Source organism: Clostridium sp. (genome assembly GCF_047718555.1).
Taxonomy (GTDB): Bacteria; Bacillota; Clostridia; order Clostridiales; family Clostridiaceae; genus Clostridium_I.
Genome location: NZ_JBDNRK010000052.1, coordinates 1 through 14,515, shown reverse-complemented (window position 1 = coordinate 14,515; position 14,515 = coordinate 1). Strand labels below are relative to the sequence as shown.

Sequence of the window (14,515 nt, the reverse complement as noted above, 5' to 3'; positions counted from 1 at the left end):
ATGTGCCTAACATATATAAAAAGAAAGAATAAATTAAATAAATTAGTATAATATATTTATTAGTTGATTTTTGAATATGTACAAATAATTATCTTATCTAGGAGGGGAATACTATGGCAGATAAAAAAAATGATTTAGAAAAAAAATACGATTATGCATGGAAAAAGTATTCTGAAAAAGATTTGGCTAAGGTATTTGAATTAGCAGACAGATACAAAAAATTTATATCAGACTGCAAAACAGAAAGAGAATGTGTTACTGAATTTATAGAATTGGCAAAAAAGGCAGGATATCTTGATATAAATGAAGTCATAAGTGAAGGTAAAAAGTTAAAACCAGGAGATAAGGTATATGCCAATAATAGAGGAAAAAATTTAGCTCTATATGTAATTGGAAAAGAACCTTTTGAAAAGGGATTAAAAATATTAGGAGCTCATATAGATTCTCCAAGAATGGATTTAAAACAAAATCCTCTCTATGAAGATACGGATTTAGCACTTCTAGAAACTCATTACTATGGTGGAATAAAAAAATATCAGTGGGTGACTATACCCCTTGCTATACATGGAGTTATTGTGAAAAAGAGCGGAGAAGTAATCAATGTAGTAATTGGGGAAGATGAATCAGACCCAGTATTTGGAGTATCAGATCTTCTAATACATTTATCTCAGGATCAACTTAAAAAGTCTTTAGCTACAGGAATTGAAGGAGAAGATTTAAACATATTAGTCGGAAGTATTCCTATTGATGATAAAGATGTAAAGAGCAAAGTTAAATACAATATACTTAAGATTTTAAATGAAAAGTATAATATAAGTGAAGAGGATTTTGTTTCTGCAGAACTGGAAGTAGTGCCTGCCGGAAATGCAAGAGACTACGGTTTTGACAAGAGTATGGTTATGGGATATGGACAGGACGACAGAATATGTGCATATACATCTTTTGAGGCTATGCTTGATATAAAAGAAACAGATAAGACTTGCGTAACAATACTTGTGGATAAAGAGGAAATAGGAAGTGTTGGTGCAACAGGAATGCATTCAAAATTCTTTGAGAATGCTACTGCAGAGGTTATGGAATGTGCTGGAGATTACAGTGATATAAAGCTTAAAAGAGCTCTTGCAAATTCTAAAATGTTGTCCTCAGATGTAAGTGCTGCTTTTGATCCAAATTATCCATCAGTTATGGAAAAGAAAAATACAGCCTATCTTGGTAAGGGTGTTGTATTCAATAAATATACAGGAGCTAGGGGAAAGTCTGGCTGCAATGATGCACGTGCTGAGTATCTAGCTGAAATAAGAACTATGATGGATAAACATAATGTATCATGGCAGACCTCAGAGCTTGGAAAGGTAGACCAAGGCGGTGGTGGAACTATAGCATATATACTGGCTCAGTATGGTATGGATGTTATAGATTCTGGAGTAGCTCTTTTAAATATGCATGCTCCTTGGGAAATTTCCAGTAAGGCAGATATTTATGAAACTAAAAATGCCTATGGGGCGTTTTTAGTGGAAGCCTAAGATATGTAATTTTTAAAAGAAGGATTAAGATCAGATATACTATATGAATTTAGGATATTCCTTATCTCGTTAGTTAAAAGGAATATCCTATTTTTTAAACTCTCAATTATTAATCTAATGGTACTATTCACTGAACGTTTTGAGAAATTTATCTATATTATCAGAATCCAAATAAACTGAACCCAAAGTACCATGCTTTGTGTCAGCTTCTTCACCACTGTGAAAATCTGAACCTGCAGTAACTAGTTTGTTATAATCCTTAGCTATTTTTAAAAATCTCTCGGTATCTTTTTGTTCATTAAGAGGATAAATAGCCTCTAGACCGTCAAAGTCGTACTTCATCAAATCTTCCACAGGAGTCTTTTTCACTAAAACTGGATGGGCCAGTACAATTACTGCATTTACAGATCTAAGCAATTCTATTCCTTCTTCTAGTGGAAGCTTTTTATTAGGTATATAAGCAGGGCTATCCTCATTTATAATATTTTTAAAAATATAGTCTATAGTATAGTCATAGCCGGCATTTATTATAGCTTTTGCAATATGAGGTCTTGCTACTACTCCATTTGCACTTTCAAGAACTTTTTTATAGTCAATATCTATATTAAAATATTTTTTTAAATTATTCGTTATCATTTCAGCTCTTTTTACTCTATAGTCAGTTATATTTTTTAGAAAGTCTTGAAAGCTTTTATTTTTATAGGAATTATCTTTAAAATATGCTAATACATGAATGCTTTCATCATTGTAACGAGTTGAAAGTTCCATACCTGGTATTACCTTTAAGCCTATTTCATCACCTGCACCAAGAGCTTTTTCAATGCCTCTTGTAGTATCATGATCTGTAATTGCCATGATGTCTATATCTTTCGATTTAGCTAAAGCTATTAATTCCTTAGGGGAAAGCCTTCCATCTGATTCTGTTGAATGGCTGTGGAAATCTCCTTTAAAATACATTTAATCACTTCTTTCGTATTGAGTAATTTTTCTTCCTATGATATAGGATATTATATACTAAAAGTTATAATAATGAAATAGTGTAAGTTTACTTTAGTGAGATAAGGTGAAGCAAAGGTTATTTATATTATCTTTATAGACTCTACGAATAGTTTACTTGAGCATATTCTACGGATAATCGGTTGTTTTAATATAAATTGTCCTATAAAATTGTATGTGAAAGGACGGTGCTTAATATGAATAATGAAAGTATGGCTAAGTTTATTTGTGAACTACGAAAATCAAAAAATATGACACAAAGGCAATTAGCAGAAAAATTGAACATTACAGATAAAGCAGTATCAAAATGGGAAAGAGGATTAGGGTATCCAGATATATCAATATTATCTTCACTTGCCGAGGCTTTGGGAGTTACTGCAAACGAACTGCTTAATGGGGAAAGAATCGTTGCTACACCTTTAGAGGCAAATGCAATTGTCGAAACAACTTTGCAATATGCAAATGAAGTGACATTCAACAAAAAAGAATCAGCAAAATTTATTGCAAAAATTGTAATTACAGTAACTTGTTTGATCGGAATATTTATTTGTATGATTTGTGATATGGCTATTTCAGGTACTTTTACATGGTCATTATATCCAATTACATCTATTTTATTTGCATGGATTATTATAATTCCTATTTTTCAATTTGAAAAAAATAAAGTATGTATGTCGCTTGTTTCGTTAAGTGTTTTTATCATTCCGTTTCTGCTTATTTTAAATAAAATTATCGGCGGTACAAAATTCATGTTACCGCTTGGAATTCCTGTATCACTGATTGCTATTGCCTATATATGGAGCATATATGTTTTGTTTTCAATTAAGAAGGCAGTAAAATGGAATATGGCGGCAATTTCTATTCTTTTAGTAATTCCTGTTTCTTTGCTTATAAATTACATTGTAGCAAAATTTACAAACCAACCAATAATCGATATTTGGGATATTTTATCATGTGGAATACTGGGTGTGGCATCAATTGTGCTTTTTTTTATAGGAAAGAGAAAGGAAGTTTAATACTTCCTGTTATAAGCATAATATAAAGTTGAGTTAATTCACAAATTTTATATATAACGAATTAAAATCAGTGAGCAATTTAAGTATTTATCTCGGTATAATGTATTTACATAAATAATAAAGATTGTAGGAAGTGGGTATATTACTCATATCCACATAATCTTTATCATAAGAACCGTCCCAAGGATATACAGATATATATTTTTCGTTATAAATTTCTAAAACGTACTTGTCCGTTTTGAATGTAAAATAAATTTTATAGGGAGGTTTTGCAGGTAAATCCTTTGGTTTACTTATGAAGTCATTTCTATGAAGATGTAATATGAAATTTTTAGCCGTAGCATTTTGTTCTGAAGTAAAGGTCTGTTCTTTATAAAAATTAGTATCTAATACGATTCCTAAAAATGAATTTTCAAGTTCTATATCTCTAGTAAGCAAGTTAGTATAATAAAAATTGTAGGGTTTTTTAGGATTTAAAAATGAATTAGAATTAGAGCTAAGGCTGCATCCAGTAAAACTAAAAACTATGATAATTATAATTCCTATGTAAATTAATTTATTAACTTTCAATGTTATTACTCCCTTTATAAGTATTCTAAATTAAAATATGAAATTACTGAGGATTTTATTACAGTATTTGAATGGTTATATCTTTGAACATGAATTATAGGTGTGATATACTATCAATGAATCTTATATACTAGATAAAAAGATAATCAGTTTATGATATTAAAAGGAGAGATAGTAAAAATGCAGCAGCATTCTTTGTCAAGAACAGAGCTCTTAATCGGAAGAGAAGCTTTAGATAAATTAAAAGATAGCAAAGTAGTAGTATTTGGTATAGGTGGAGTAGGAAGTTTTACAGTGGAGGCGTTAGTTAGAGGCGGAGTAGGGAAAATTGTACTTGTAGATGATGATACTGTTTGTTTAACTAATATTAATAGACAGATCCATGCCACCTTTAAAAGCATAAGTAAGCCTAAGGTTGAAGTTATGAGAGATAGAATACTTAGTATAAATCCTAAATGTGAGGTTGTAATCCATCAAACTTTTGTAAAGGAAGACAATATAAGTGAAATTATAGGAGAAGACACAGATTATGTAGTGGATGTTATAGATACTGTATCTTCAAAGATAGCTTTAATTTTATGGTGTAAAGAGCATAATATTGAAATTATAAGCTGTATGGGAACAGGAAATAAATTGGACCCAACTAAATTCCAAATTGCAGATATATATAAAACAAAGATATGCCCTCTGGCAAAGGTAATGAGATATGAACTTAGAAAAAGAGGGGTAGAGTCTTTAAAGGTACTTTATTCTGAAGAAATGCCTTTAAAACCAAAGGAGGATGAAGTTATAACCTGTAAGGAAGGCTGTGTCTGTACAGGAGGTACTAAAAAATGTCTTGCTAAAAGACAAATACCAGGAAGTATATCCTTTGTACCACCAGTAGCAGGTATGATAATAGGCGGAGAAGTTATAAAAGATATAATTGGAATTCACTAGATTATTTAATCAATAGCTACATATGGTTGTTTATATGCTTCTACTCATTTAAATATATTATGTTTAAAAGCCTCAGAAGTGAGCGGATTATGTTTATTAATATAAAAATTAAAAGCATCATCTATAAGAAAGAAAATTCGTTATAGGTGATGCTCTTTTATCTACTTATTCACTTTTTCTGCTATTTTTATGGTTTTTAAGTTTATCTTCTATAGTTAGTCCGCCTTTTTTCTCATCTATTCTCACTACTGTTATTACTCTCTCACTGCCAGCTTCAAAAGGAATCCTATGAACTTTTTTTATAAGGTCAAAAACCTCATCATATTCACCTTCTACAGTAGTACTCATAGCACCTATTTCATATTTCAAACCACTGTTTTTTATATAATCGATAGCTGCATCTACCTGTTTATATAGCTCTTCTTCTGAAACAGATGGAACTAGAGGCATAACGGCTATGTCAGCAATAACCATATATACACATCTCCCTTGTTAATTAATTTTGTTTAATGGAATAAGTAACTTTTGTTAACATGTTTATTGACGATATAATAATTAGGGAATACAGATTATACGACTTTTAATATGTTTCAATAAATTATAGTACAAGAAGGAGAGTGTTACAATATTATTTTAAAAGATTGTGTCTATGATAAGGCTCTGCATGAATTAATATATAGGAATTAGGAAATATAATTTTTATGTCCCTTTCTATTGAACTACATAGGTTATGAGCTTCCACCAAGGATTGACTTGAGTCTAACAATAAATGGATATCTATTTCTCTTGTATAACCACTCTTTCGAGTTCTCAATTTGTGATAAGATTTTACCTCAGAATATTTATGAATAATATTTAAAATTTTATTGATGTCTTCAGAGGACAGGCTACTGTCTACTAGATCCTTCATGGACTTTTTTATAAGAACTATGGAAGTTCTTATAATTAACACAGCTACTATAATAGCTGCAACAGAATCAAATATCTTTAAACCTGTAAGCTTCAAAAGTATAAGTCCTATAAAAACACCTAAGGAGGTAAATACATCGGTTAATAAATGCATGGCATCTGCTTCTAAAGCTATAGATTCTGTTTTTTTAGATATTTTTAAAATATTAAGTGAAGTTATAAGATTTACTCCTGTAGAAATAAGCATTACTACTATACCAGAGTAGATATTTCCAACATTATTTGCAGAAAATATTTTTACTATGGATTCATATATTATTATAATGCCTGCAAATAAAATCAACAGAGCTTCTACAAAGCCTGAAACATTTTCGTATTTTCCGTGACCAAAGGGATGATTTTCGTCTTCAGCTTCGCTAGCCTTTTTTATTGAAAAAAATGCAATAAGACTAGCAATTAAATCTATGGAAGAGTGAATACCTTCGGATATAACACTTATAGAATTCATGGATATTCCAGCAATAATTTTAAATGTAATTAATATGATATTTGATGCTATGGATAAAAAAGCACCATTTTCTTTATTCATTTTTACCTCTCCAGTGACAATTATTTCAATTGATAATAGAAATTTAACTATTATTGTATTATTATATGTAGATGTATAAATAACTGTGAAGAAAAAAGTAAAACAAAGACTCCATCTGATGCTAAGAATTCTGTTTATATTAAGTTGAATTTCATAAGCAATATTATGGGTACAGTGAACTACAAGACTACTTGAGTAAAAGATTACTTATTAAGATAAATTTGTTATAATAAAATTAGAATATACAATATAATTCACCCATCCTATGGGTGCAATTTTTTAACCTTAAACTAAGAAAAGGCCATTTTGTCTTTTTCTTAATAGTTAATTATGAGACATACAGGAAAGGAAGACAATTATGAATTTGATATCCCTTGAAAATATAAAAAAGAGTTACGGAGAGAAAATATTATTTGATGATATATCTCTTGGAATAAATGAAGGACAGAAAATTGGATTAATAGGTATAAATGGTACTGGTAAATCCACCCTTTTAAAAATTATAGCAGGTATTGATACAGCGGATGAAGGAAAAATTATAACAAAAAACAAAATTAAAATTGAATACTTATCTCAAAATACCAATTTTACAAAAGATGATACAGTAATGGAGGCTATATTTAAAGGAAATTCACCTGTAATGATATTGTTAAGAGAATATGAAAAAACAGTAGGTCAATTATCCGAAAATCCTCAGGATGAAATTATTCAAAACAAGTTTAATGGTTTGTCGGAGAAAATGGATGCATTAGATGCCTGGAATGTAGAAAGTGAAGCTAAAGCCATTCTCACAAAGCTTGGAATAACGAATTTTGAAGCTAAGGTAGAAACTTTATCTGGTGGTCAGAGAAAAAGAATAGCTCTCGCTGGTGCACTTATAGCTCCCTCAGATCTTCTTATATTAGATGAGCCTACAAACCATATAGATGATGCAACTGTCAATTGGCTGGAGACCTATCTTAATGGTAGAAAGGGCTCTTTAATTATGATAACTCATGATAGATATTTTCTTGATAGAATTGTAAATGAGATATTAGAGCTTTATAAAGGAAAACTATATAGTTATGAAGGAAATTACAGTAAATATCTAGAGCAGAAGATAGAGCGATTAAATAAAATGGAGTCACAGGAACAAAAGAGGCAAAGTTTAATTAAAAGTGAGCTTAAATGGATAAGAAGAGGTGCAAAGGCAAGATCTACAAAGCAAAAGGCTAGAATAGATAGATTTGAAAAATTACAAAATGAAAATATAGATTTAAGTGATGGAAAAGTTGAAATATCCGTGGGGAACACACGACTTGGCAAGAAAATAATTGAAATCAATGATATAAGCATGAACTTTGGAGACAAAACTTTAATAGATGATTTTAGCTATATAATAAACAGGGAAGACAGAATAGGAATAGTAGGGCCTAATGGTATGGGCAAAAGTACTCTTCTGAATATAATTTCTGGGAAAATCAAGCCAACTGCAGGGAAGGTTGAAATTGGGGAAACAGTGAAAGTTGGATATTTTTCACAGGAGTACAGAGACATAGATGAAACCTTAAGAGTAATAGATTATATAAAAGAAACGGCAGAATATATGAGTACAGCGGATGGAAGCTTAATAAGTGCTTCGCAAATGCTTGAAAAATTTTTGTTTCCAGGAGTACTTCAGTATACTCCAATATCTAAGCTTTCTGGGGGAGAAAAGAGAAGACTATATCTTTTAAAGGTATTGATGGAAGCTCCAAATGTATTACTGTTAGATGAGCCCACTAATGATTTGGATATAGAAACACTAAATATATTGGAAGAATATATAGAAGAATTCACTGGAACGGTAGTAGCAGTGTCTCATGACAGATATTTCTTAGATAAGATAAGTAATAAAATTTTTGCCTTTGAAGGTAATGGAAAAATTATAGAGCATACAGGTAATTATACAGATTATCTAGAGTTTCATAATAATATTATTGAAGAAGAGAATGATTCACAAAAAATAAAAAATAAAGATAATCAGGAAAAGCAGATTAGAAATAATAAAAGAGAGAAAACATTAAAATTTACTTTTAAGGAACAAAAAGAATATGAAGAAATAGAGTCAAATATAAATAAAGCTGAAGCTTCTTTAGAAGAAATAAATGAGGAAATAAGCAATTCTTCTAGCGATTATGTAACTCTACAGGAGTTAATGGATAAAAAAGAGAAAACAGAGGAGCATTTAAATTATCTTTTAGAGAGATGGATGTATCTTAGTGAACTGGCAGAAAAAATAAATAATCAAAAGTCTTAAATTAGTTTATTTCTGGGTAGAATAAAGATGTACATTATATTTTGAAACTTTAAAAGTAAAAATAATATATAAGCTGCAATAAATTATGGTAGTTAAAAAAATATATATCTATTTTAACTGTCATTTATTAATCAATTGCAGTTTATGTAGTTTAAAGTGGTGATAAACTTTGGATAAAAGAAATAAGAAGTTGGCGAATTTAATTCTTTTCATATTTGCTATTGTATTTTTCATTTCCTATGCTTTTAAGGATTACTTTGTAGGAGCACTTATCTCGAGATGCTGTATGGCAGCCTTAATAGGCGGACTTGCAGATTGGTTTGGAATAACGGCTATATTCAAGAAGCCCTTTAATATAAATTGGCCTAAGTTTTTATTCAGGACAGATATTATAAATAAAAATAGAGATAGAATTGTGGATACCATTGCAGACACTGTAGAAAAGGATTTACTAAATAAAGAAAAAATAAAAAATAAATTAGAAAGCTATAACATTGCTGGTATTATAACAAAATTTATAAGATCCAGAGAAGGTGACGAGGCATTAATTGAAGCTATGGATGAAATATTTGATCCTAAACATAAAGCTAATAAGAGTATAAGCGATTTCTCTTATAAATTTCTTTCTAATATAATAGAAAAAATTAATATAAGCCAATTGCTATATAGGTTCTTCCTATGGAGTTCACATAGGGGCTATGATGATATGATAATAGATAAAATTATTGATTCAGCCGTCAATCTTTCTAAAGGAGAGAATGTAACTGTATTTATTGAAAATTTATATGAGAATGCTTTAAAGACCTATGAAGAGAATAATATAAATAGAAAACTTACAAATAAATTAATATTAAATTATATATTAGATATGTCTCCTAATAATGCAGCTTACAGCATCCAAAAGGAGATAATAAAGAATTTGAACAGTATGAAAAATTATGATAATAAAAATAGAAAATTTATAAAAGAAAAGTTAAAGGAATATGCATTGAGACTGAATAACGATGTAGGCTTAATAGATAAAATTGAAAATTATAAAATGGAATTCCTAAAGGAAAATGATTTTCTAAGGCAGGCACTTGAAAGATTTTTGGATAATTATTTTACCAAAAATTTTTATAGTAATAAAGATTTTATTAAGCAGTTTAAGGTTAAGAAAAGAAAATTATTATTAAAGTTTATAAGAGATAGAAAAAAAATTAACAGCATTGATAAGATTATAAAAGATACACTATATAGACTAATTGATGATAAATATAATTATATAGGTACATTGGTAAGGGAAAATTTAAATAAATACAATAATGAAGAAATAGTAAAGATAATGGAGGAGAGATTATCTGAGGATCTTCAAATTATCAGGATAAATGGATCTATAGTAGGTGGGTTAGTTGGACTCTTTATATTTTTATTAACCTTTTGGATAAGATAGGTTTTATGAAAATACACTAGCCTACTGATTAGTTATTTATTTGAATTTATCTAGAGTTGTGAGAAGAATAGGGAAGTGAATTATGTGAATTATAAGAATAAAGCCAATATTGCATTACTTCTTGTATTTGTAGTTTTTATAATAACTGCGGTTTTAAAATATTTTTATGGAAATCTTGTGATTTTAGATTTTTTCTTTATGGTGATGGAGGCGTCTTTAGTTGGAGGAGCTGCAGATTGGTTTGCTATTACCGCTGTATTTAGTAAACCATTTGGTATATCCTATCATACAGAACTTATACCTAAAAATAGAGAAAAGATTATACAGGGGATTTCTACTATGGTAGAAAAAGAATTGCTTACTAATGACATTATAAGTAAGAAAATTTCACAGTTAAAAATTGTGGAAAAGGTAATTTTATTTGTTGAAAATAGTAAAGGCAATATATTGTCCCACATAGAAAAATATATAGATGATTACTTTGCTCAGGGTGGTAAAGAAAAATTACTGTATTTTTATAATAATCAAATTAAAAATTGTATATCAAAATATAGCATTACAGATAATATAAAATTATTGGCAAAAAATATAGAGGGGACTAAACAGGAAGAAAAGATTGTGGACTTTATTATTGATAATGCTATTAAATTAGGTGAAAATCAGGTTACAAAGAATTTAATTTATAAAAAACTTAAGGAAATAAAAGAAGCTAAATGCAATAATTTTTTCTCAAGAATGAGTTTCTCCATATTTGAAAAAACTAATAGCGTTAACCTCTTCAGTGCAGCTTCTAGTATTCAGAATGGCATTGTTGAAAACCTTATAGAAATGAAGAATAAAGATAATAATATGAGAATAAGGCTTAAAGAAGAAATTAGAGACTATGTTTATCACATAGAATATCATAGGGAAGAAGTAGAAAAATTTAAAATACAATTATTGCAGGAGATTGATATAAACTCTATAATAGAGCACATTACAAATTTAAGAAGTGATAAAAGCTCAATATTATCACAATGGCTAATTGAAAAAATAGAATTTTGTTTTGAAAAATTTACTGAAAATGATGATTTAAAAAAATATGTAGAAAATATTTTTAAGCATATTGTGCTTGGCTTTGCAGAAAAGGAACATAGGTTTATAGGTACTCTTGTAAGTGAAAGCTTAAATGAATTTGATGATAAAAAATTAAATAAATTTATAGAAGATAAATTTGGAAATGACTTACAATGGATAAGAATTAATGGTTCTGTAGTTGGGGGAATTATAGGAGCATTGATGTTTTTATTTTTAAATTTGATATATGACCCTTATGTAGCGCCTGTTATAAGGAGATTTTTGTAAAAAAAATGAATTATGATTGTATAAGGTATTAGATAAATGCAAGGAGTGAGTAATTTTTGATTGGACAAATAGCTATAATAATTTTACTTGTAATAATAAATGCATTTTTTGCGGCAGCAGAAATTAGTATAATATCATTAAAAGAAATAAACATTGAAAAAAGGGCTAGTGAAGGAGATAAAAAGGCTAAATTGCTTTTAAATATATTAAAAGAGCCTAGTAAATTTTTAGCAACTATTCAGGTGGGTATTACGCTAACTAGCTTTTTTACTTCTGCTGCAGCAGCAGTTGGACTATCTAATGGTTTTGAGATCTTTTTAAAAAATTCCGGTATCCCTTTTTTGGTGGATAATGGAGCAAAAATTTCATTTATATTTGTAACCATATTGATATCCTTTTTTTCACTTCTCTTTGGAGAATTAATACCAAAGAGAATAGCCCTTACAAGATCAGAATTTATAGCAGATAAATCTATAGGCGTTATTCACATTATCAATATAATTAGTAAGCCTATAGTAGAAGCACTTACTGCTTGTACTAATTTCTTTGTTAGACTAATACTTGGAAAGGATACTAATAGAGAAGAGGATATAACAGAGGAAGAAATAAAGATGATGATAAATGTAGGGCAAGAAAAGGGCCTTTTTCAGGCCATGGAAACTAAGATGATAAATAGTATTTTTCAATTTGACGATACCACTGTAGTGGACATAATGACACCAAGACCAGATGTAATTGCACTAAATATAGAAAGTAATTTTGAAGAAGTCATAAAGGTGATAACGGAAGAAAAATATTCTAGAATTCCTGTATATAAGGATAATATAGATAATGTTGTTGGTATATTATATAGCAAGGACATAATTGATTATATGGCCTTTAAAATGGAAGATGAAAAGTTTCATTTAAAGAATTTTATCAAAGATCCCTTTTTTGTAATAGAATATAAAAAAATTGATGAACTTTTGAGAGATATGCAAAAAAGGAATGTACATATCTGTATAGTAATAGATGAATATGGAACCACAGCAGGTATTGCTACTATTGAAGATATGCTGGAAGAGATAGTTGGAAATATTTACGATGAATACGATGAAAAAGAGGAAGAAGTACATAAAACTGGTGAAAATCAATTTGAAATTGATGCTGGAATCAATATGTCAGAATTAAATCAGCTTTTACAAACAGATTATGAAGAAAATTATGATACTGTAAGTGGCCTGATATTAGATAAAATAGGTAGATTACCAAAAGAAGGTGAAAGTATTACAATTAAAGATTTTACCTTTAAAGTTCTTTCAGTAAAAAAGAAAAGAATAAAGAGAATATTAATAACTAAAAATAAAAATGAGGAAGAAATTAAATAATATATGAAAAAATAACAAATGTAAGATATTAGAATTGCTATTGAGAAAACTCTTATTTAGTAGTAATATTAAAGTATGGATTTAATAAAGTTTTATTTAAAATAAATTATAAATACAAACTGTCACTTAGGAAGATTCATTGTTGCAAACGACAGTTTGGTTAAATAAAAATTATTATTGAGGAAGTGTTAGTTTTTGCAAAATGGCAAATGTATGGTATGTGGAAAACCAGGGGAAAAGCACCATATAATTTTTAAATGTGAAGGCGGACTTGATTTTACGTTAAACTATATTTATCTTTGTGCTGAACATCATAGGGGAAGAAAAAGCCCACACAGAAATAAAAAAATAAATATTATGTATAAATTAGAATTTCAAAATAAACTAAGCAGTATTCTGACTAAAGATTATTATTTTATGGATGAAATTATGAGAATTTTATCTTTAAATTCATCTCAGGCTAGAAGTATCTGTAAAAAGTTTAAGCTCTATAAAGAGGGTTATAAACGTGATGACATAATAAAAAGACTTATGGGCGGAAAATTTTATTATGATTTTATGTTAGATGAATTTTATGATGATTCATGGAATATAACTGATGAATTTATAGATGATTATGCTTTATATGATAATTGTGAATTTTAAATAGTAAGAACACGGTAAAGTTTTTTAATATTGTGTAATACGATATTAAAGATAAGGCCGTGTTTTTTTGTTGATATTTTTAAAACCATAAATGTTATAAAAATCATAGTAATTATAATTAGAATTTGGGAAACATAATTACGTAGATATTTACTCCAATTTAAATAAAGTAAGCTATGTCCATAAACATTAATATTTTTACATTTATTTATAAAATTTCTTGTAAGGAAAATAAATTTTATAAATGGCTTGTTAAATTAAAATTCGGCATTTGAATGCAATTGAAAGGAAGGATTATATATGAGTAATAATTTAACTAATACAAAAAATAATAAAAAAGAAGATGGAAATTTCAAAAAGAAAAATATTAAGCATAGTCCAAAGGATGAAAGTGCAAGGGCAGCGGTAGATAAAAAAATGAAAGTAACCAGTGAATTCTGAAAGGAGATAAGTTAATGTCTGTGAGAGAAGGAATAATTCCGACTACATTAGGAAGTATAGTAACAACCGCAGGAGTTACTTTAGTTGTTAAAAAAGTTTTACCTAAAGTGGCATCAGGTATACTTGGGTTTGGTCTTGCTCATATAGTTTTAGGATCTATAGATTTAGTGCAGCACAAGAAGAAAAAAATGCTATTTAGATAAAATGGAAGGAGTGAGTGATATTATGGCAAAGGAAAGTGAAACAAATCATAGACCTAAAAGAGAAAATGCAGGTAATGAGCCTAAAAGCTGGTCACATAACCCTAATAGTGCAAAATATCATTCAAGAAGTGCTGAATATAAAGCAGAAGAAAAAGGTAAGTAAATTTGTAATTTTTATATATAATTAAAAAATAATAAAAGGTCTATATGAGAGTGTAAAATAATCTGTGTAAACTCCATAAGAATGATATAATTATTCTTAT

General features: G+C 28.7%; 15 protein-coding genes and 1 pseudogene. 12 read left to right on the top strand and 4 right to left on the bottom strand.

The genetic code is table 11. The annotated features are described in order from the left end of the window. Window positions 1-113 precede the first annotated feature (113 nt). On the top strand, window positions 114-1,523 hold the full coding sequence (locus ABF633_RS16550; protein ID WP_415525031.1) for an aminopeptidase: 1,410 nt from the start codon (window positions 114-116) through the stop codon (window positions 1,521-1,523). Between the two features lie 123 nt (window positions 1,524-1,646). Here ABF633_RS16550 and ABF633_RS16545 read toward each other — a convergent pair whose 3' ends face one another. Continuing rightward, window positions 1,647-2,480, bottom strand: a complete 834-nt coding sequence (locus ABF633_RS16545; RefSeq protein ID WP_415525029.1) for a PHP domain-containing protein — start codon at window positions 2,478-2,480, stop codon at window positions 1,647-1,649. Between the two features lie 236 nt (window positions 2,481-2,716). On the opposite strand from ABF633_RS16545, the pseudogene ABF633_RS16540 reads away from it, so the two are divergent. Continuing rightward, a pseudogene (locus ABF633_RS16540) lies at window positions 2,717-2,860 on the top strand (helix-turn-helix domain-containing protein); the annotation flags it as partial. Between the two features lie 131 nt (window positions 2,861-2,991). Beyond that, window positions 2,992-3,081, top strand: a complete 90-nt coding sequence (locus tag ABF633_RS16535) for a hypothetical protein (RefSeq protein WP_415525057.1) — start codon at window positions 2,992-2,994, stop codon at window positions 3,079-3,081. A 541-nt stretch (window positions 3,082-3,622) separates the two neighbouring features. Here the strand turns inward: ABF633_RS16535 and ABF633_RS16530 are convergent. After that, window positions 3,623-4,105 (bottom strand): DUF4883 family protein, encoded by a 483-nt coding sequence (locus ABF633_RS16530; protein WP_415525027.1) that lies wholly within the window; start codon window positions 4,103-4,105, stop codon window positions 3,623-3,625. A gap of 180 nt (window positions 4,106-4,285) precedes the next feature. Here ABF633_RS16530 and ABF633_RS16525 point away from each other — a divergent pair, with 180 nt between their 5' ends. Beyond that, window positions 4,286-5,044: a ThiF family adenylyltransferase gene (locus tag ABF633_RS16525; RefSeq protein WP_415525055.1), complete on the top strand. Its 759-nt coding sequence runs from the start codon at window positions 4,286-4,288 to the stop codon at window positions 5,042-5,044. A 165-nt stretch (window positions 5,045-5,209) separates the two neighbouring features. Here ABF633_RS16525 and ABF633_RS16520 read toward each other — a convergent pair whose 3' ends face one another. Beyond that, window positions 5,210-5,518: an MTH1187 family thiamine-binding protein gene (locus tag ABF633_RS16520; RefSeq protein WP_415525025.1), complete on the bottom strand. Its 309-nt coding sequence runs from the start codon at window positions 5,516-5,518 to the stop codon at window positions 5,210-5,212. A gap of 154 nt (window positions 5,519-5,672) precedes the next feature. After that, entirely contained in the window at window positions 5,673-6,542 is an 870-nt protein-coding gene (locus ABF633_RS16515; RefSeq protein WP_415525023.1) for a cation diffusion facilitator family transporter, read from the bottom strand. 358 nt (window positions 6,543-6,900) lie between these two features. On the opposite strand from ABF633_RS16515, the gene ABF633_RS16510 reads away from it, so the two are divergent. From ABF633_RS16510 to ABF633_RS16475, 8 genes are all read left to right on the top strand, one after another. Next, window positions 6,901-8,820: an ABC-F family ATP-binding cassette domain-containing protein gene (locus tag ABF633_RS16510; RefSeq protein WP_415525021.1), complete on the top strand. Its 1,920-nt coding sequence runs from the start codon at window positions 6,901-6,903 to the stop codon at window positions 8,818-8,820. Window positions 8,821-8,989: 169 nt separating this feature from the next. After that, window positions 8,990-10,252, top strand: coding sequence for a DUF445 family protein (locus ABF633_RS16505; RefSeq protein ID WP_415525019.1), 1,263 nt, complete (start codon window positions 8,990-8,992; stop codon window positions 10,250-10,252). Between the two features lie 84 nt (window positions 10,253-10,336). Continuing rightward, window positions 10,337-11,596 carry a DUF445 family protein gene (locus ABF633_RS16500; RefSeq protein WP_415525017.1) on the top strand — a complete coding sequence of 420 codons (1,260 nt, stop codon included), beginning with the start codon at window positions 10,337-10,339 and terminating at the stop codon, window positions 11,594-11,596. 56 nt (window positions 11,597-11,652) lie between these two features. Beyond that, window positions 11,653-12,963 (top strand): hemolysin family protein, encoded by a 1,311-nt coding sequence (locus ABF633_RS16495; RefSeq protein WP_415525015.1) that lies wholly within the window; start codon window positions 11,653-11,655, stop codon window positions 12,961-12,963. A 195-nt stretch (window positions 12,964-13,158) separates the two neighbouring features. Further along, entirely contained in the window at window positions 13,159-13,608 is a 450-nt protein-coding gene (locus ABF633_RS16490; protein WP_415525013.1) for an HNH endonuclease, read from the top strand. A 300-nt stretch (window positions 13,609-13,908) separates the two neighbouring features. After that, window positions 13,909-14,049 carry a CPC_1213 family protein gene (locus ABF633_RS16485; protein ID WP_415525011.1) on the top strand — a complete coding sequence of 47 codons (141 nt, stop codon included), beginning with the start codon at window positions 13,909-13,911 and terminating at the stop codon, window positions 14,047-14,049. A 14-nt stretch (window positions 14,050-14,063) separates the two neighbouring features. Continuing rightward, a complete protein-coding gene (locus tag ABF633_RS16480) occupies window positions 14,064-14,252 on the top strand; it encodes an asparagine synthase (RefSeq protein WP_415525009.1) in 189 nt (62 codons plus the stop codon). A gap of 1 nt (window position 14,253) precedes the next feature. Next, entirely contained in the window at window positions 14,254-14,415 is a 162-nt protein-coding gene (locus ABF633_RS16475) for a hypothetical protein (protein ID WP_415525007.1), read from the top strand. Window positions 14,416-14,515 lie beyond the last annotated feature (100 nt).